Consider the following 18,366-nt stretch of genomic DNA (forward strand, 5'->3'; position numbering starts at 1 on the left):
TATTTGTGATTTTAGTTTAACTTCATTAAATCTTTAATAATTCTTTCTAAAAGTTCTTTGTCTATTGGTTTTGGAATGTAATCGTTCATGCCGTTTTCAAGACATTTTTCTTTTTCACCAATAACTGTTCCTGCGGTTAATGCTATGATTGGAATATTTTCTGCGTTTGGCAATTGTCTTATGGCCACAGTCGATTCATAGCCATTCATTATTGGCATTTGAATATCCATCAAAATTAAATCGGGGACTAAAGTTTGTACTTTATCAACCGCTTCTTTACCATTTGCGAGTTCGATAATTTGGGCATTGGGCAAAATTTGTTTGACTAGTGTTTTAGCCAAAAGCATGTTGATTTTGTTGTCTTCTACTATAAAAACAACTTTGTCCGCTGTAGTGATAACTTTTGAAGGATGACTTGGTTTAGCCGAATTATCAATTGATTTATTGTTTTCTGTAGACAAATTTGAATAGGTTACGTCTAATATAAAACTAAACTCACTTCCTTTATTAGGTTCGCTGCTTAACTCCAGTTTGCTGTTCATCAAACTTAAAAGTTGGTTTGAAATGGAAAGTCCTAAACCGGTTCCGCCAAACCTTTTAGAAGTAGAATTGTCTTCTTGTGAGAATGCCTCAAATATTTTTAACTGGTTGCTTTTTTTGATACCAATTCCGGTGTCTTTTACTGAAAATTGTAATTGAACGCTGTCTTCGTCAATTAATTTGAATGTTGAAATTGATAAGTCAATACTGCCTTTTTCGGTAAATTTCACAGCATTACTCAACAAGTTAATTAAGATTTGTTTCAGGCGAATGTAATCTACCCAAATGTATTTTGGAACTTCTTTTCCAACAATTAAATTGAGTTTCAGATTCTTGAGATTGGCTTCATACTGAATCAAATCGACTACTTGGTTCAGCAATTCGGTGATATTTATTTTGTCGACTGTGAGTTCCAATTTACCCGATTCTATTTTAGAGAAATCGAGTATGTTATTAATTACTTCCATTAAGGAATTGGCCGATTGGTTGATGGTATCCATGTATTTTTTCTGGATATTTTCCAAATTGGTATTCATCAACAATTCTGTAAAACCTATGATTCCGTTCAAAGGTGTTCTGATTTCATGACTCATATTGGCTAAAAATTCCGATTTGGCTCTATTGGCGGCTTCGGCATAATTTTTAGCTTTAATGGCTTCTTCAGCTTCCATTCTGGTGGTGATGTCGATAAAAATTCCAACAATGTATACGATTTCATTGTCTTTGAAGATGGGTTCACCAAATTCTTCAACCCAAATTGATTGTCCTGATTTATTGACTATTCGGTAGATTAAATGAATTTTTTGTTTGTTTTTAAACAATTCATCAGCTTTATCTTTAACAATATTAATGTCATCCGGATGTACTAAATCTATATAGAATATTTTATTGAGCAGGAAGTCTTCTTTAGGATAACCGGTCAGTTTTTCTATTTCGTCATTGAGATAAATTTTAGACCATTTTTCATCATATTTAGAGAGATGAACCGTTCCCGGAATGTTATTGGCTAAAAGCCTGAATTTCTCTTCACTTTCTTTAATAATGTCTTCGTTAATGTTTCTTTCAAAAGCGGAAGAAATGTTATTAGCCAATGATTGCAAGATTGTTATTTCGTCTATAGACCATACTCTTTCTAAAGTGGAGTCATCAAAAACTAGAAACCCATGCATTTCATTTTTTACAAAAATAGGAAGGAATAAAACTGATTTGATGTTTAGAGCTTCTAAGAAACTTTTGGTTGTGTCGTCTTTTATTTTTTTGACGATTGCAGCATAGTAATAATCGTCAATTAAAAAATTTTGTACATATGAAAGCAATCCCGGACTGATATTTTGTAGTTGTGGATTAGGTTCTGTAAAGCCTTTTTCAGCAGCAATCCAACGCAATCTTTGGTAATAATTATCTTCTTTTACATTTTTTGCGAAAAAGGATATCTTATCTACTTTTAGCACGTTTCCAATTTCATTGACGATGCCTTTCAGGGTTTCATCAGTATCTTTGTTGAGTAGGAACTTATCAATGTTTTTACTGATTACCGTAAGGATTTCGCTCTTATAGGATAATTTTTTATCCGATTCCAATAGTAATTGCGCCTCAATGGCAATGGCGATCAAATCGGCAATAGAGCGCGCAAAGTTGATATCTTCATTGTCCCATTCGAAAGCGATGTCTGTTTTTTCGAAACACAGAATTCCAATTATTTTACCGTTGATAAATATGGGTGTATCAAGCAACGACATAATGCCGTTTTTTGGAATATAATCATAACAAAGTTCTTGGGTAATAGTGTTGTTATAAACATTAGAAGCGACAATTTGCATACCGGTTTCTATGTTGTCAAAATAGTTTGGATAAGTTTCTTTGCCTAGAAAAAAGTTCTTTTCAAAGCGATCACTTTTTAAGTAATAAATACTATCACACTTTAATCCTTCCGGAATATATGACCAATAACCAACCCTATCTATGGAACAATTGGTTGAAGCTACTTTCAGAATGTTTTTAAGAATTCCGTTAAATGTATCTTTGTTAGAATAACTTTGAGAGGTTAATATTTTCAGTGTTTCATTGTGAATCCTAACTTTTTTACTGCGATTGTAATGTTCAATTTCTAGATTTTTAACCAGTGTAATGTCTCGGGCAATGGCTGAATAGCCAATGACTTCTCCAAAATCATTTCTTTTTAAAGTCACTTTCTGCGAAACCCAAATCGTTTCTCCGTCTTTTTTTAGCAACGGAAAAACCAAATCATTGTATTCTTGATTTTCTGGTATTTCTTTGTAAAAATCGGTTACATAATCAAGATAATCAGCTCGAACAAACTTGGAAAAATGCTTGCCCAAAATATCTTCCTTTTCTGAAATAAGTGTTTTGACAGCAAATTGGTTGACATAAGTTACGATTGCATTCAAATCAATTTCATAGATTAAATCGGCTGCTGATTCGATCAAACTTCTGTATTGGTCTTTGATTTTTACTTGCTCTGTAACATCTTGACCGATTCCAATGACCACATTGTCAGAGTATTTTTTGTCTTTCCACTGGATGAATTTATAATCTCCGTTTTTGCATTTTAGTTTTCGAATATAAGTGCGATCATCTACAAAACTTTTGTGATATGCTTCTCCAATAAATTCAGGATCTTCGGTCAAATTCCAATAGCCCATTCCCAAAACTTCTTCTACAGTGTATCCCAAAATAGTTTCTACAGATTTGCTGCAAAAAGAGAGTTCTCCTTTTTTATTAGTGGTTATAATCAGTGAATTTCCATTGTTAACAATGATGTCGGAAAAAAGAAATTTATTTTTTGTTTCTAATAACGCTAGGTGTCTTGAAATATGGATGGCTACAGTCGAGAGAAAGGTGCAAACCAACAAAACAGTCAATTTGGTTTCAATTAACTCAGTTTGGTAACTAAAGAGTAAAAAAATAAAAATGCTTAAGACAAAAATCCAGTATTGAAGAATGTTTCTGATTACAAAATAAGAAAGAAAAAAGGCAACGATAAAACTGGCGTAAGAGATTAATTCAAATGGTTTAAAAAATAAGTGGTAGCCAATGTAGCAAAAATAACCAAAGTAAAACAACGGAAAAAAGATAGTGATGCGCTTGTAGAAATAGTCATATCGACTGCATAGAAAATAGAACAGTAACATCGTTGCGCCAACGGTAAAATTGATGATGACATGATGTGTAACTCTTAATTCAAAAATATCAACTATCGTTTCAATTAAAGGAATAGTGATACCAAAAAAAAGAAAATAGATACGAAATTGTTCTTCCTTGGGTTCAAATTCAGAGTATTTCTTGCTGAGATTTAGTTTTTTTTGTAAAGTCTTGTGAATAGCTACGTAAAACAACAAAGAGATAATCAATAATAAACAGATTATTATATAGCTATTGATATTGGCAAATGAAAAAAGATAATTCAATGTATAGTAGGTGTTTAACCAATTAAACAATTTAAATTTAAAATAGAAACTTTCGCATTAAATATACACAAAAATAAAAACTCTGTTCACTTTTTAAAATCTTAATTTAAGAAAACCAATTTAATAACTTTTTCATTGCCGTTATTTTGCCTTTATAGGGTGCATATCTTGTTGGAATGTCGAGCCAATTGGCTTTTTTTACCATCGCTTTTTGATGCGAAAAAAGAGTAAAACTTAACTTGCCGTGATAGGCACCAATGCCACTTTGACCAACGCCTCCAAAGGGCAAACGCTTGTTGGCAAAGTGAATTACGGTGTCATTGATACAACCACCACCAAAGGAATATTTCGAAATTATTTTGTGAGCAAAAGTTTTATTTTTGGTAAAAACATACAGTGAAAGTGGTTTCTCATATTGGGTTATTATTTGTTCCAAATCGGCTTCAGAATCATAACTCAAAATTGGCAGTATTGGTCCGAAAATTTCTTCTTTCATGACCAAACTTTCTAAGCTTGGATTGTCCAATAAAGTAGGAGCAATATAAAAATCTTTTGAGTTTGCTTTTCCACCTAAGAGAATGGTTTGGTTTTCTAAAAATGAAACTTGTCGCTTCCAGTTTTTTTCATTGATGATGCGAGGAAAATCAGGCGATACTTCCGGATTTTCTCCGTAAGCCAAAATAATTTCTTCTTTGAGAAAATCGATCAATTTTGGTTTTATACTTTGGTGAACCAAAAGATAATCCGGTGCAATGCAAGTTTGTCCCGCATTCAGAAATTTGCCCCAAACGATTCGCTTGGCAGTCAATTTCAAATTGGCACTTTGCTCAATGATACACGGATTTTTTCCACCTAATTCCAAAGTAACCGGCGTTAGATTTTCCGCAGCAGCTTTGGCTACCATTTTTCCAACGGCAACACTTCCGGTAAAGAAAATATAGTCCCAGCGTTTTGCCAATAATTCTTGAGCGACATCAATTCCGCCTTCAACACATTCCACATGATTTTCATCAAAGCTTTTGCTGATGATTTTAGCGATGATTTTTGAAGTATTCGGAGTCAATTCCGAGGGTTTTACTACGACTTGATTTCCGGCAGCAACGGCGGCAATTAATGGCGCTAAAGCCAGTTGGTACGGATAATTCCAAGGTGCAATAATGAGTACTTTGCCGTAAGGTTCTTTATACAAATAATCGGTAGAAGGAAAATTTAAAAAAGAAGGCAAAACCCAAGTAGGTTTTGCCCATTTATTGATATTTTTAATCGTATGGTTTAATTCAGCTAAGACATAGCTCGTTTCGGTTACCACTGCTTCAAAAGCCGGTTTTTTGAAATCATCATACAAAGCCTGTATGATTTCGGCTTCTTGCTCCTGAACGGCTTTTAGTAATTTCAGTAACGATTGTTTTCTGTAATTGATATCCGTCTTAAAAATCATGGTAGGTTCTATTAGCTAGGCTAATATAGGATTTTTTAGCAGACAATGTTATTTTTATTATAGAAATGCCCAACGGAATCCGGTGTAAATATCACCTTGTTTGCTGTCGCTGATTAAGGCTGATACTAATGAACTTGTTCCAAGATAGAAACCGCCTAATCTGAATCCGAAGCCAACATTAGTTCCCGATATTTCATTGAAAGTAACCGGAACATAAGTTTCAAAGAAACCTAAATTTACTCTCGGTGTAATGCTGAAAATATTCGGAACGGTGATTTGGCTATTGCTCGAATCTTTATTTATTTTCTGTTGTAAATAAGCTGTGATATAAACTTTCGGAACCAACTTGAAATCAGCATAAGTCGAAAGCACTGTTGGTAATTTTACTTTAAAATCAGTTTGACCGCTGGTTTGCGTTAAATAACCATTGTCAGTAAGTATTTGCTCTACATCTCTCAGGCTATCAACATTTTCAAATGAGCTCAAATCCAAACCTTGTGGGTTTTGTGTATTGGGTTGAATGTCTAAAACATAATTAGTAGACGAATTGTTGTCTTCTTTGAAAGTCATGCTTCCAATGTTTCTGATGGCTAAGCCAGCATTTAATTTATAGTCTTTTCCTTTTTTCCATTGGTAATTAAACCCGATATCTCCGGCAAAACCATTTAATCCTCCAAAAATGGATTTGCTGTAGTCATCAAAATTGGTAAAACTTTCCGCCAAATTTCCCGAATAAGCAATGTTTAAAGTCGCAGGCGAATTAGTTGTCAAATATGCACCTGAAGCATTTTCATTAACGGTTCCGTTGAGGTTGCTCAAACCAAAATTGGAATAAGATCCCGGAAATAATATTTTTAAAGTAACGCCGGCACTGAATCGGTGGTTTTCAGTTTCAAAAAAAGTTCGTGCTGCAGACAAACCCACTTCTCCATAAGAAGTACCACTTAACCTTTGATTGCCGGGATTGTCTAAAAGCGTTGTGTTTAGAATAAAATTGTCATTGGTAATTGCATTTCCAATGGTTGGGTCAATATCTACCATGTCAAATTTGGCATGCGCTTTTGTAGTAATGGCGAATCCCCATTTTTGCCAACGCATAGCAAATCCGGGGCCGAGAATTTCCGCGTCAACACGAGCATTTACAGGGCTAGAGCCTTGAAAAAGCAGTTGCTCAAAATCGGTATCCGAATTAAAATCACTAAAAGCAATTTTGTTATTGGCTACATTAAAACTCAAGCCATAAATATTGACTTCGAATTTTTTAGACAAATTGGCTAATTCTGCCGGATTGATATTGGCATTTAAAATACCAACTCGATTAGAAGTGCTAATACCCGAAAAATGGTCTTGAGCAAAAGTGCTTAGTCCAATAAACAGACTTACGGTTAAAATGATTTTCTTCATACTAGATTGATTTAGGTTTGTAACAGTTGGATTTTCAATAACCCTAACGTAACTATAAACGTAAAAGTAGTTATTTTAGTTTACAAAGCATTCCAAATAACTTCATTTGGTGTTGGCGCAATGATTTCAAGGGTTTCTTTGGTAACCGGATGGATGAAAACCAATTTTCGAGCATGAAGATGAATGCCACCATCGGGATTACTTCGATCGAAGCCATATTTTAAATCGCCTTTAATTGGACAGCCGATTGCGGACAATTGTGCTCTGATTTGGTGGTGTCTTCCGGTGTGAAGATTGATTTCTAAAGCAAAATAGTTGTTGAGTGCGGAGATGATTTTATAATCCAAACTCGCTTTTTTGCTTTCGGAAACTTCTTTGAGATGCGCTTTAGAAGTGTTGTTTTTTTCGTTTCTTTTCAGAAAATGAACTAAATTATCTTCTGTTTTTGGTGGTTTGTTTTTCACGACAGCCCAATACGTTTTTTGTGTTTCTCTGTTACTAAACAATTCATTCAAACGTGTCAAAGCCTTGCTGGTTCTGGCAAAAACAATAATGCCTGTCGTCGGTCGGTCTAATCTGTGAACCACTCCCAAAAAGACTTCTCCGGGTTTGTTGTACTTTTCTTTGATATATTCTTTGACGATTTCTGAAAGCGGTTTGTCACCGGTTTTATCACCTTGAACAATATCGCCTACACGTTTGTTAACCACAATGATGTGATTGTCTTCGTGAAGAATTTGGAGATTATCTTTGGTGGAAACTATTTTCAAAATCGATTGTTAGATTTATAGATTGTTGGATTGTTAGATTTTTAATGAAGAACGAAATTTAGATATCATTTTGATGATTGTGTCTAAATCATTAACTAATTTATCCAACTCTAATTGATTGATATAACCTAAATCAAAAGCTATCAATAATTGTGTTTCGATTTCATAAATTGAACCAATTGCAATTTCAAGAAATCTAGAAAAATCTTTGTTACTGCTTCTTGAACAACCTTCAGCTATATTAGAAGGAATTGATACACTAGCTCTTCGCAGTTGATTGGTTAAACCAAATTTTTCATCAGCAGGGAATGATGATGTTATTAGATAAATTTTAGAACAAAATAGTCTGCTCCTTTTCCAAATTTCCAGTTCTTTAAATTGATGCATATGTAAAATCTAAATTTATCTAAGAAGTCTAACCATCTAACTTTTCTAAGAAGTCTGATCAATATTGCTCACTCGAATTAGGGAAATCACTCGACTTTACATCAGCCACATAATTGCCAATAGCCGAAGTCATTTGCTCGTATAAGTTTAAATAACGGCGAAGGAATCGAGGACTAAATTCATTGTTCATGCCCAACATATCGTGAATTACCAATACTTGTCCGTCAACACCGCCGCCGGCACCAATTCCGATTACAGGAATCGAAATCGTCTTAGCTACTTTCTCTGCTAAAGAAGCGGGTATTTTTTCCAAAACCAACGCAAAACAGCCTATTCTCTCTAACAATTTAGCATCTTCAATTAGCTTTTCTGCTTCGGCTTCTTCTTTGGCGCGAACGGTATAAGTTCCGAATTTGTATATAGATTGTGGAGTCAAACCCAAATGACCCATTACCGGAATTCCGGCATTTAGAATGCGTTTGATACTTTCTTTTATTTCGCTTCCACCTTCTAATTTTACTGCATGACCGCCGCTTTCTTTCATGATTCTAATCGCAGAACGCAAGGCTTCTTTTGGATCTGATTGGTAACTTCCAAAAGGCAAATCCACCACAACCAAAGCTCTTTCTATGGCTCTTACCACCGAAGAAGCATGATAAATCATTTGGTCCAAAGTAATCGGCAAAGTAGTTTCGTGTCCGGCCATTACGTTACTCGCAGAATCGCCCACCAAGATTACATCAACTCCGGCAGTATCGACAATCTTCGCCATGGTAAAATCATAAGCAGTAAGCATCGATATTTTTTCGCCATTGGCTTTCATGTCAAATAATGACTTTGTAGTGATTCTTTTGTAATCTTTTTTTGCTGTAGACATCGTTGTGTTTTTAAAAAGTAAAGTTAATAAAAAGGAATTGTAAAATTTGACCAAATCACTTTCTTACGGACAACAAAGGTGTAACTATTTTTTTAAGTGATGTACTAATTTGAAAAAAAAGTAGTTATGGAAACTAATAGAAATTGGAAAAAGCTAAGCGAGGAAAAGTATCTTTTTTACGTTGGTGAAAAGAAGATAGGCGAATTAGAGTATCAAACCTCTAAATGGAACCGCTCTGCTATAATTAATATTGAAGGGCAACTTTATTCCATTCAACATTCAGGTTTTTGGAAAAGTAAATTGCAGATATTGAATTACAAGAGCAATGTGGTTTTAAAAGCGTATTCCGAAAAATGGTTTTCCAGCCAAACGACAATCGAATATAAAGGTGTTAAGCTTCACCTCAAAATCAGAAATAACCCTTTGGCAGAGTTTGTGATTACCAATGAAGCTTCGGAATTGCTTTCTTATAGTTTGGAAACCAATGGCGGAACGGTTGTTACCAACATAATTTCGTTACCGGAAAACAATGATTATTTGTTGGATTTTCTACTTTGGTATCTATTCCAACCCATTGCTCAGGAAAATGCAGGCGATAACCTGGTTTTTCAAAGTTTACTAATGTCTTTATAAACCAATAAAATTACTTGATTCTTGCATTTATATAGTGATAAAATGCTTTACATGCTTAACTTTGCATTTTTATCAAATTAATCAAAAATGCCGAAGATATTAATCATCGAAGACGAAGCTGCCATCCGAAGAGTATTAATCAAAATACTTTCAGAAGAAAGCGATACTTATACTGTTGAAGAAGCCGAAGACGGAAAACAAGGTTTTGAAAAAATCAAAAATGAAGATTACGATTTAGTCCTTTGCGACATCAAAATGCCTAAAATGAGCGGTGAAGAACTACTCGAAGCCGTAAAAAAAATCAAACCCGAAATTCCAATGGTGATGATTTCCGGTCACGGTGATTTGGAAACGGCTGTTAACACGATGCGTTTAGGGGCTTTTGATTATATTTCAAAACCACCTGATTTAAATCGACTTCTTAATACTGTCCGCAATGCTTTGGACAAAAAACAATTGGTCGTTGAAAATAAAATCCTCAAGAAAAAAGTTTCTAAAAACTACGAAATCATTGGAGAAAGCGAACCTATCAATCAAATCAAACAGATGGTTGACAAAGTGGCGCTGACTGATGCTCGTGTTTTGATTACAGGACCAAACGGAACCGGAAAAGAATTGGTTGCCCATCAATTACACGAAAAAAGTGAAAGAGCTGCTGCGCCAATGATTGAGGTCAATTGTGCTGCGATTCCGTCTGAATTAATCGAAAGTGAATTGTTTGGTCACGTAAAAGGAGCGTTTACTTCCGCCGTAAAAGACCGTGCCGGAAAATTCGAAGCTGCCGATGGTGGAACCATTTTCTTAGATGAAATTGGTGATATGAGTTTGTCAGCGCAGGCCAAAGTATTGCGTGCGTTACAAGAAAGTTTAATTCAAAGAGTTGGCGCCGATAAAGACATTAAAATCAATGTGCGTGTCGTTGCGGCAACGAATAAAGATTTGAAAAAAGAAATTGCCGAAGGTCGTTTCCGAGAAGATTTATACCATCGTTTGGCGGTAATTTTAATTAAAGTACCTTCGCTAAATGACAGACGCGATGACATTCCTTTATTGATTGAACATTTCGCGGTAAAAATCGCTGAAGAGCAAGGAAACGCTCCAAAATCATTTTCCAAAGACGCCATTAAATTATTACAAGAGTACGATTGGACCGGAAATATACGCGAACTGAGAAACGTAGTAGAACGCTTAATTATTCTTGGTGGAAGTGAGATTTCTGAAACTGATGTAAAACTATTTGCGAGTAAATAAAGAGATAAGGGATTAGGCAAAAGTCTATTCCCTTATCCCTTTTAACTTATCCCTTAAATAATGAACTTAAAAAAAATAAACCCACAACTCCAACAAGCACTCATCGAACACGGTTTAACCGAAGCCAATGAAATGCAACAAGAGACTTTTTCAACCATCAAAAGTGGTGCAGATGCCGTTATTCAATCACCGGATGGGACCGGAAAAACGACGACCATTGTTTTAAATGTGATCCAACGAATGGAGAAATCCATAGGTGAAAGCACCAGAACTTTAATTATTGTAGAAAACAAAGAGCGTGTTTTGGAAATGGAAGAGCTATTTTTGAAATTCGGTACTTATACAGATTTAAGTATACTCGGGGTACATGAAAAAGGTGATATCGATTACGATAAAAATGTGATTTCAATGGGTTTAGATATTCTTATCGGAACACCAAACAGAATCAACGCCATGTTTGCTTCTGCCGGATTTAATATCAATACCGTAAAAATGTTTGTTGTAGATGATGCTGACATACTTTTCCGTTTGCGTCATGATGCGATCATTCAACGATTGATGATGAGTGTTGAAAAAACACAACGAATTTTCTTTTGTTCTCAAATCACCGAAAGGGTAGAAGTACTGGCTGAGAAAGTCATGATTGAACCGCTTTTCTTTGAGATGGAAGAAGAAGCGTAGTGATCAGTGCTCAGTTTTTAGTGATCAGTAACTCATAACTTATAATTCATTAACTCATAACTAATACAAATGGGACTTATAAAAATATTTTCAGGAGAAGCTATTCTCGCCTTTACTTTAAAAGAAAAATTGGAAGAAGCCAGTATCAATGTGGTCATCAGAGATAACAATCAGGCGAATGTAATTCCGAGTATTCAAACGAGTAAACCCGTGGAATTGTTTATTCACGAAATTGATTACGGCAAAGCCAATCCGGTAATTGAGGAGTTCCGATTGAGTATTTAAATGAAAAAAAGAGTTGAAATAATACCATTCCTTCTTTTTGCATTGACCATCTTGGTTTTAGACAGGTTTTTATTTTTACCCGGCAGAATGGAAGGAACATGGGATTATGAACAAGGTACTTTTATAGGTAATCCGATTTCGTTTACTTATAACATTGATATCGTCGATAACTTTGAAATTAAAATTCAAGACGATAAAAAATTGGATTCTTTTTATCTCGTTGGCTGTTATTTTGGGAACTTATATTTGTTGAACAAAGAGACCTTAGAATACACTAAATATGTCAAGTTTGAAAGAAGTGATTCTATTTAAAAATCTTCAACTTAAGTACTAGCAAAGAAATAAATACCCCAAAAACGCCAATTATCGCAAACGAATATCTTAAACTCGTCAATTCTGCGATAAAGCCAATTAATGGTGGACCAATTAAAAAACCAAGAAAACTAATACTCGAAACTATCGTTAAGGCTATTCCTGTTGGTACGTTTTTATTATTTCCTGCGACATTGAAAATGATGGGTACGACATTAGAAACGCCAAAACCAACCAACATAAAAGCAATCATACACGGAATCATATAAGGCAATAAAACCGCCATATATAATCCGCTTGAAATTACTAAACCACTGATGATTAGGATTTTTTTGGCACCATATTTCCCCACTAAAATATCACTCAAAAATCGTCCCGAAGCCATGCTAATCATAAAGGTAGTATAACCCAAAACCACTAAAGCGCCCGGAGCTTTTATAATTTCCTTGAAATAAACGCCACTCCAATCAAACATGATGCCTTCGCTCGCCATACCACAAAAACAAATCACACCCAACCACAATAAGGTTTTATCCGGCTTCTTCCAAAAAGAATAACTCGATTTTTCTTCTTCTTGCTTTGATTTGGCTTTGATGATGTATTTGTAATTGGTTAAAAGGATAATCACTACAAATCCAAAAGCCACTAAAAAATGTTGAAATGGTGTTAGTTTAAAGGCCAGCATTAATAAACCCACCAAAGCACCACAAAATCCGGCCAAACTCCACGAACCATGAAATGAACCAATGATAGGTTTGTCAAACAATTGTTGGGTATAAACACCTTGTGTATTCACAGCAATATTGCAAAAATTGCCAAAGAAGCCGAACAAAAATAATCCGCCGGCCAAGTGCCAACTCGTCGAAGCTAATCCTAATAATGTCAAACAAATAGCATAAAAGAATAATCCTAAAATAGCAATATTTCGGCTACCGTACTTAGTAACAATTCTACCCGAAAAAGGCATTGCTACCAATTGACCAATCGGTAAAGCAAAAAGCATTGTTCCCAATTCAGCTTCGTTTAGTTGCAACATAGATTTCATGTCCGGAATGCGACTTGCCCAAGTGGAAAAACAGAATCCCATACCAAAGAAAAACAGTGATGTTGCCAATCGAACCCTATTGAGATAAGATTTTTTGGCTTTTCTAAAGCCTTTTTTAATCTTGGCTTTGGGTAAAATTTTACTCAGGAAACTATAATCTATTAAAGGCATATTTTCAAATCTTAGTTTAAAAGTAACCAAAATATTTTTGAAAATAATGCTTTCAATAGACTAGTTTAACTTACTAACCAATTACAACGTTATCGTTATTATTTTACCACGAATTTTTTTACTGCCTTTGTTCCGTTGCCTGATAATTCAATCAGGTACATTCCGGCTTGTGCTTCCAACTGAATATTTTCTATCCAATTCCCGCCATTTAAAATCGGTTGGTGATGGTAAATTTTACGCCCTCGCATGTCATAAACGGCCAATTCATATAATCCTGTTAGGTTGTTAGCTTCAACGTTAAATGAACCGTTGTTCGGATTTGGATAAATGGTAAAATCTATCGCAGTAATAAAAGTTGGTGTTGACAAGGCAGGTATTACATGGCAAAGATTCAAGCTCCATGAATTAATGAAACCGCCATCCTGTGGAAATTCATCAAATACTTCAAGTTGCCAGGTTCCAAAACTTGGTTCACCAGCCAGCGTGCTCAATAGTGTTTCGGGTTTTATTGTTCCTGAAATTACAGGGGTTGTTCCATTGCAAGTTAAAATGACTCCACTATCCGCAAAAATGGCCTCAGCATCATCGGCATCGCCGCATTTGTGACTAAAGAGATTGATTACCGTTCCGGATGGACTAATCAATTTTACAGCAATGTCAGTGAGCCAAGTATGCGAAATGTCAAGTGACACGGTAGCGCTTTCGACATTAAAATTTTCAGCGATATTTAAAGTGGAATAGACTGTAGCCACATCTTCTGAGGGAATAACCACAGGAACATTTGCGGAAGCAAAATCGGAGCAAACAAAATCACCCGTGGTAAATTGTGAAGTAGCACTTAAACTACCATTACAAGCAGTATTTTCCGGACGTACACTCCAGTAATATACCGTAGCTTCATTCAATCCGGTTACTGTATAAGCGTTTGTTGAGGTAACCGCAGTTGAGATAATATTGTTAAACCCAGAATCAGTTGCAATTTCAATGGTGTATTGGGAAGCATTGGAATCGGCTGACCAAGTAAAATTAGGTGAAAATACAACTCCGGTTGCACCGTTGGGAGGACTAATCAAAGCCAATGTTCCAAAAGTGTTACTAAGTAGATTCAGATAAACGGATGCTGTTTTGGTAATTGAACCCGAAACCGCAGTAATGGTCAACGGATAAAAACCAACAGCAGCATTTTGTGTATTGGTTAGAGTCAAGGTAACCGTTCCGTTTTCATTAATTACAGTTGGAGTAAAAGAAGCTATAATTTCTGCAGGCATACCTGAAATTGAAAAATTGGTTGTGCCTGTAAATCCGGAAAAGGTTTCATATTCAAAGATATAGTTCACTTCAGTTCCTAAACACGCATCAACATTTTGTACACTGTTGTTTTCCAATAGGAAAGTTGCTGTTGCTGTTGATATGGTAAAATCCAGGTTCGATACATCATAGAAAATGTTTTCGTGACCGCGCACCATAATTCGATTGGCATTACCGGGTAAGTTCGGAACGGTAATCGTTTCGCTACCATCATTTGGAACATTAATGGCAAGCGGAATTGAAAAAGCAAGCCCACCATCGGTCGACAACAAAATATCTACAGTCGCGGTATTGACACCATTCGATGTTGTTCCGGCCACATCCCAAACAACGAGTTGATTAGAAGCAGCAACCCAATCCACAGTAGTATTTGGCGCTGTTATCATGAAAGGACCGGAGGTGTCAGAAACGGTCACTTTCATAAAATCTGTTGCTGATTCACCCCCATTTATATTGTTGTCACGTACAGTAAAAGCAAAATTGTATTCGCGTCCCACATTTGAAATCACTTCCCAAGTTGGTGCAAGATTGTTAGCCAAAACATCTGAAAGTTGTGGAAGATAACGCACAGGAATATCTGTAATGACCTGTGGTTTGAAATTTGGTCCTTCGGTTGCCGTTGCTACAGGAGGCTGTACAGAAATTTGGCGGTCATATTGTTCCCACGTATAGGTTAGCGCATCACTATCATCATCTAAAGCTGTTCCGGTCAGGATGAAAGCCGTTCCTTTCGGAATAGTGTAATCCATTCCCGCGCTGATTATAGGCGGTATGTTCATATTTGAAGTGATTGCGACACAACTGCCGCCGGCACTATTAATGGTATTTCGTATTTGTGCGATACTGCCTGCGAAAAATTGTGCGTTTGAATTGCTTTGGATATTGGGATCACAAATTCCGGCATAGGCCATAATAGAACTTCCGCTTCCGGGTTCGTAAGACCAATTGTTGTCACGATTGCCACCACATTCGTTGTTAAAAGTATGAGCTGCGCCAAACTGATGACCCATTTCGTGTGCTACATAATCAATATCAAAAGGGTCTCCAACAGGGGAACCGAGACCGGTTGCACCAAATGCTTTTGCCCCTTCTGCGCATGGTTGTCCGCCGCCCAATCCACCACCGGATGTTCCTACGCCATGTCCGAAATCATAATTAGCCGTACCAATAATATCGTCAAGTGTTTCTTGTGTTTCTCCGATAAGAGCGCCAACATCGTCATTGGTTAGGTTGTCTGTATCAATAAAAATAACCTCGTCTTCATTGGGAATCAATTGCAGAAAAACCGAAAGATCACGTTCGAACATCGAGTTGACACGCGTGAGTGTAACAACAACAGCAGCCAAAACAGCGGCTTTTTTTTCTGCCAAAGGAGCTGATTGAAGTCCGGCTTGTGCAATTTGAAATGCCGAATATTCAATAGTTGTTACAATTCCTGTGCGATATGTTCTGTAAACACCATTGTCTAATGGTTGTGCGTTAATTTCATTGATATTTAATTTAGGTTGCATTTCCTCCGTATGGCATTGGAATATATGATTAGTTGTCATTCCTTCACGCAAATAACTCACGTAATATTTTCCGTCTTCTGAAAAGGGTTCAGTATATGAAGTGCCATTGTTGACCGCAAGTGTCATCGTATGAAGCCCAAATAAGGTCACGCTAAAGCGAATTATTGCCGAACGTTTTTCAACACTTTGTCCTACATACGATTTATTATCAGGATAACGGACAGCCAAATCAGGGTGCATCACCGGTGCTTCGTAGATTCGGAAATATTGCAGTTTTCCATTGCCATCGGGAAAAGGTAAAACTAATGTAGAGATTTGGCCTCGCATGGGTGCATTTTGAAGTGCTTTTTTAAAAGTGAATAGATCGAGTTTGAAGTAGTGTTCCGTTTGCGGGATAGAAATCCGATTCTTTTTACCTGAAGCGGAGGCTTCGATTTGGGAAACTTTTTGCCATATTTCTTGGGCATTGGCATTCAAAATAAAAAGAGAACACAGTAGGGGAAGTAGGTTTTTTTTCATTGGGTGGGGTTTTGAGGTAACTAAGATAACGATTTAAGTTGAGTTTCATGCTCAAATAAAACATTGTCAATACTTGTTTCTATACTATCTTTGCACCTTCAAAAATTCAAGAAGTCTAACAATCTAAGCAGTCTAACAATCTAAGATGATTACAGTTAACGATATCTCCGTAAATTTTGGCGGAACTACTTTATTCAGCGATGTTTCTTTCGCCATTAATGAAAATGACAAAATTGCCTTAATGGGTAAAAATGGTGCCGGAAAATCAACACTTTTAAAAATAATAGCCGGTGAAGCCAAACCTTCGACCGGAAATATTTCGGCTCCGAAAGAAGCGGTGATTGCCTATTTGCCACAACATTTGCTTACGACGGATGGTGCGACTGTGATGGAAGAAGCTTCAAAAGCTTTTGGCCAAATTTTTAAAATGAAAGCCGAAATCGACGAAATCAATGAGCAATTGACCATTCGCACTGATTATGAAAGCGATGAGTACATGAAATTAATCGAACGCGTTTCTGATTTGAGCGAGAAGTTTTATGCGATTGAAGAAATCAATTATGAGGCGGAAGTAGAGAAAATATTAGTAGGTTTGGGTTTTGAAAGAGAAGATTTTGCGCGCCAAACCTCGGAGTTTTCCGGTGGTTGGAGAATGCGTATCGAATTGGCTAAAATCCTTTTACAAAAACCCGATTTGATTTTGCTGGATGAGCCGACGAACCATATGGATATCGAAAGTATTCAGTGGTTAGAGGATTTCTTAATCAATTCTGCGAAAGCGGTTGTAGTGATTTCCCACGATAGAGCGTTTGTTGACAATATTACCAATCGTACCATCGAAGTGACAATGGGAAGAATTTACGATTACAAAGCCAAATATTCTCATTATTTAGAACTGCGTAAAGACCGCAGAGTTCACCAACAAAAAGCCTATGACGAGCAACAAAAAATGATTGCTGAAAATCAGGAATTTATTGATCGTTTTAAAGGCACATTTTCCAAAACATTGTCGGTGCAATCGCGTGTGAAAATGCTGGAAAAAATTGTTCCGGTAGAGATTGACGAAATCGATACTTCGGCTTTGAAATTGAAATTTCCACCTTCGGTTCGTTCTGGGCAATATCCTGTAATTGTTAGAGACTTGCACAAATCGTATGGCGATCATTTGATTTTTAAAGATGCCAATATGGTGATTGAACGTGGCGAAAAAGTGGCTTTCGTAGGTAAAAATGGCGAAGGAAAATCGACGATGATTAAAGCCATCATGAAGGAAATTGAAATTAATGGCGGTTCAGTAGAAATTGGGCACAATGCACAGATTGGTTATTTTGCCCAAAATCAAGCATCGTTGTTAGACGAGAACGCTACTATTTTCTCGACCATTGATGATATTGCGGTAGGCGATGTTCGTACGAAAATCAAAGATATTTTGGGCGCATTTATGTTCCATGGGGATGATGTTACCAAAAAGGTAAAAGTGCTTTCCGGTGGTGAAAAAACGCGTTTGGCGATGATCAAATTATTATTGGAACCGGTGAACTTACTGATTCTCGATGAGCCTTCGAATCACTTAGACATGAAAACGAAAGACATCATCAAAGACGCTTTAAAAGACTTTGACGGAACGTTAATTTTAGTTTCTCACGACCGTGATTTCTTAGATGGTTTGGCGACCAAAGTATTCGAATTTGGAAACAAACGCGTGAAAGAACATTTTGAAGATATTAAAGGTTTCTTGGCTTTGAAAAAGATGGAAAATTTGCGAGAAATAGAGAAATAATTTTATTATCTTAGGCTGGATAAAGT

Annotated in this window: 14 protein-coding genes; 6 read left to right on the top strand and 8 right to left on the bottom strand. The window is 36.2% G+C overall.

Annotated elements, in window-relative coordinates:
* Nucleotides 1-11 precede the first annotated feature (11 nt).
* From C8C84_RS08560 to panB, 6 genes are all read right to left on the bottom strand, one after another.
* Nucleotides 12-3,968, bottom strand: coding sequence for a PAS domain S-box protein (locus tag C8C84_RS08560; protein WP_147406829.1), 3,957 nt, complete (start codon nucleotides 3,966-3,968; stop codon nucleotides 12-14).
* 106 nt (nucleotides 3,969-4,074) lie between these two features.
* Nucleotides 4,075-5,406 carry an aldehyde dehydrogenase gene (locus C8C84_RS08565; protein ID WP_121313136.1) on the bottom strand — a complete coding sequence of 444 codons (1,332 nt, stop codon included), beginning with the start codon at nucleotides 5,404-5,406 and terminating at the stop codon, nucleotides 4,075-4,077.
* 57 nt (nucleotides 5,407-5,463) lie between these two features.
* Nucleotides 5,464-6,810 carry a hypothetical protein gene (locus C8C84_RS08570; RefSeq protein ID WP_121313137.1) on the bottom strand — a complete coding sequence of 449 codons (1,347 nt, stop codon included), beginning with the start codon at nucleotides 6,808-6,810 and terminating at the stop codon, nucleotides 5,464-5,466.
* A gap of 80 nt (nucleotides 6,811-6,890) precedes the next feature.
* On the bottom strand, nucleotides 6,891-7,580 hold the full coding sequence (locus C8C84_RS08575; RefSeq protein WP_121313138.1) for an RluA family pseudouridine synthase: 690 nt from the start codon (nucleotides 7,578-7,580) through the stop codon (nucleotides 6,891-6,893).
* Between the two features lie 33 nt (nucleotides 7,581-7,613).
* Nucleotides 7,614-7,967 carry a four helix bundle protein gene (locus C8C84_RS08580; protein WP_121313139.1) on the bottom strand — a complete coding sequence of 118 codons (354 nt, stop codon included), beginning with the start codon at nucleotides 7,965-7,967 and terminating at the stop codon, nucleotides 7,614-7,616.
* Between the two features lie 58 nt (nucleotides 7,968-8,025).
* Nucleotides 8,026-8,844, bottom strand: a complete 819-nt coding sequence (gene panB / locus C8C84_RS08585; RefSeq protein ID WP_121315012.1) for a 3-methyl-2-oxobutanoate hydroxymethyltransferase — start codon at nucleotides 8,842-8,844, stop codon at nucleotides 8,026-8,028.
* A gap of 126 nt (nucleotides 8,845-8,970) precedes the next feature.
* On the opposite strand from panB, the gene C8C84_RS08590 reads away from it, so the two are divergent.
* The 5 genes from C8C84_RS08590 to C8C84_RS08610 all read left to right on the top strand — a co-directional run bounded on the left by C8C84_RS08590 (nucleotide 8,971) and on the right by C8C84_RS08610 (nucleotide 12,006).
* Entirely contained in the window at nucleotides 8,971-9,477 is a 507-nt protein-coding gene (locus tag C8C84_RS08590; RefSeq protein ID WP_121313140.1) for a hypothetical protein, read from the top strand.
* Nucleotides 9,478-9,564: 87 nt separating this feature from the next.
* Nucleotides 9,565-10,728, top strand: a complete 1,164-nt coding sequence (locus tag C8C84_RS08595; protein WP_121313141.1) for a sigma-54 dependent transcriptional regulator — start codon at nucleotides 9,565-9,567, stop codon at nucleotides 10,726-10,728.
* 60 nt (nucleotides 10,729-10,788) lie between these two features.
* The gene (locus C8C84_RS08600; protein WP_121313142.1) at nucleotides 10,789-11,409 is read left to right on the top strand and encodes a DEAD/DEAH box helicase; all 621 of its coding nucleotides are present in this window, start codon (nucleotides 10,789-10,791) and stop codon (nucleotides 11,407-11,409) included.
* Nucleotides 11,410-11,478: 69 nt separating this feature from the next.
* Nucleotides 11,479-11,694, top strand: coding sequence for a putative signal transducing protein (locus tag C8C84_RS08605; RefSeq protein WP_121313143.1), 216 nt, complete (start codon nucleotides 11,479-11,481; stop codon nucleotides 11,692-11,694).
* Nucleotides 11,695-12,006, top strand: a complete 312-nt coding sequence (locus tag C8C84_RS08610) for a hypothetical protein (protein ID WP_121313144.1) — start codon at nucleotides 11,695-11,697, stop codon at nucleotides 12,004-12,006.
* Here the strand turns inward: C8C84_RS08610 and C8C84_RS08615 are convergent.
* Nucleotides 11,999-13,222 (bottom strand): MFS transporter, encoded by a 1,224-nt coding sequence (locus C8C84_RS08615; protein ID WP_121313145.1) that lies wholly within the window; start codon nucleotides 13,220-13,222, stop codon nucleotides 11,999-12,001. The genes C8C84_RS08610 and C8C84_RS08615 overlap by 8 nt on opposite strands.
* 98 nt (nucleotides 13,223-13,320) lie before the next feature.
* Nucleotides 13,321-16,560, bottom strand: coding sequence for a reprolysin-like metallopeptidase (locus C8C84_RS08620; protein WP_121313146.1), 3,240 nt, complete (start codon nucleotides 16,558-16,560; stop codon nucleotides 13,321-13,323).
* 145 nt (nucleotides 16,561-16,705) lie between these two features.
* On the opposite strand from C8C84_RS08620, the gene C8C84_RS08625 reads away from it, so the two are divergent.
* Nucleotides 16,706-18,340, top strand: a complete 1,635-nt coding sequence (locus C8C84_RS08625) for an ABC-F family ATP-binding cassette domain-containing protein (RefSeq protein ID WP_121313147.1) — start codon at nucleotides 16,706-16,708, stop codon at nucleotides 18,338-18,340.
* The last annotated feature ends 26 nt before the right edge of the window (nucleotides 18,341-18,366 follow it).

The sequence above is a fragment of the Flavobacterium sp. 102 genome (genome assembly GCF_003634615.1).
GTDB lineage: Bacteria > Bacteroidota > Bacteroidia > Flavobacteriales > Flavobacteriaceae > Flavobacterium.

Coding starts and splice junctions, on each gene's coding strand:
- C8C84_RS08610 (WP_121313144.1), top strand. CDS start 11,695: ATGAAAAAAAGAGTTGAAATAATACCATTCCTTCTTTTTGCATTGACC.
- C8C84_RS08615 (WP_121313145.1), bottom strand. CDS start 13,222: ATGCCTTTAATAGATTATAGTTTCCTGAGTAAAATTTTACCCAAAGCC.
- C8C84_RS08565 (WP_121313136.1), bottom strand. CDS start 5,406: ATGATTTTTAAGACGGATATCAATTACAGAAAACAATCGTTACTGAAA.
- C8C84_RS08600 (WP_121313142.1), top strand. CDS start 10,789: ATGAACTTAAAAAAAATAAACCCACAACTCCAACAAGCACTCATCGAA.
- C8C84_RS08620 (WP_121313146.1), bottom strand. CDS start 16,560: ATGAAAAAAAACCTACTTCCCCTACTGTGTTCTCTTTTTATTTTGAAT.
- C8C84_RS08595 (WP_121313141.1), top strand. CDS start 9,565: ATGCCGAAGATATTAATCATCGAAGACGAAGCTGCCATCCGAAGAGTA.
- C8C84_RS08605 (WP_121313143.1), top strand. CDS start 11,479: ATGGGACTTATAAAAATATTTTCAGGAGAAGCTATTCTCGCCTTTACT.
- C8C84_RS08625 (WP_121313147.1), top strand. CDS start 16,706: ATGATTACAGTTAACGATATCTCCGTAAATTTTGGCGGAACTACTTTA.
- C8C84_RS08590 (WP_121313140.1), top strand. CDS start 8,971: ATGGAAACTAATAGAAATTGGAAAAAGCTAAGCGAGGAAAAGTATCTT.
- C8C84_RS08580 (WP_121313139.1), bottom strand. CDS start 7,967: ATGCATCAATTTAAAGAACTGGAAATTTGGAAAAGGAGCAGACTATTT.
- panB (WP_121315012.1), bottom strand. CDS start 8,844: ATGTCTACAGCAAAAAAAGATTACAAAAGAATCACTACAAAGTCATTA.
- C8C84_RS08570 (WP_121313137.1), bottom strand. CDS start 6,810: ATGAAGAAAATCATTTTAACCGTAAGTCTGTTTATTGGACTAAGCACT.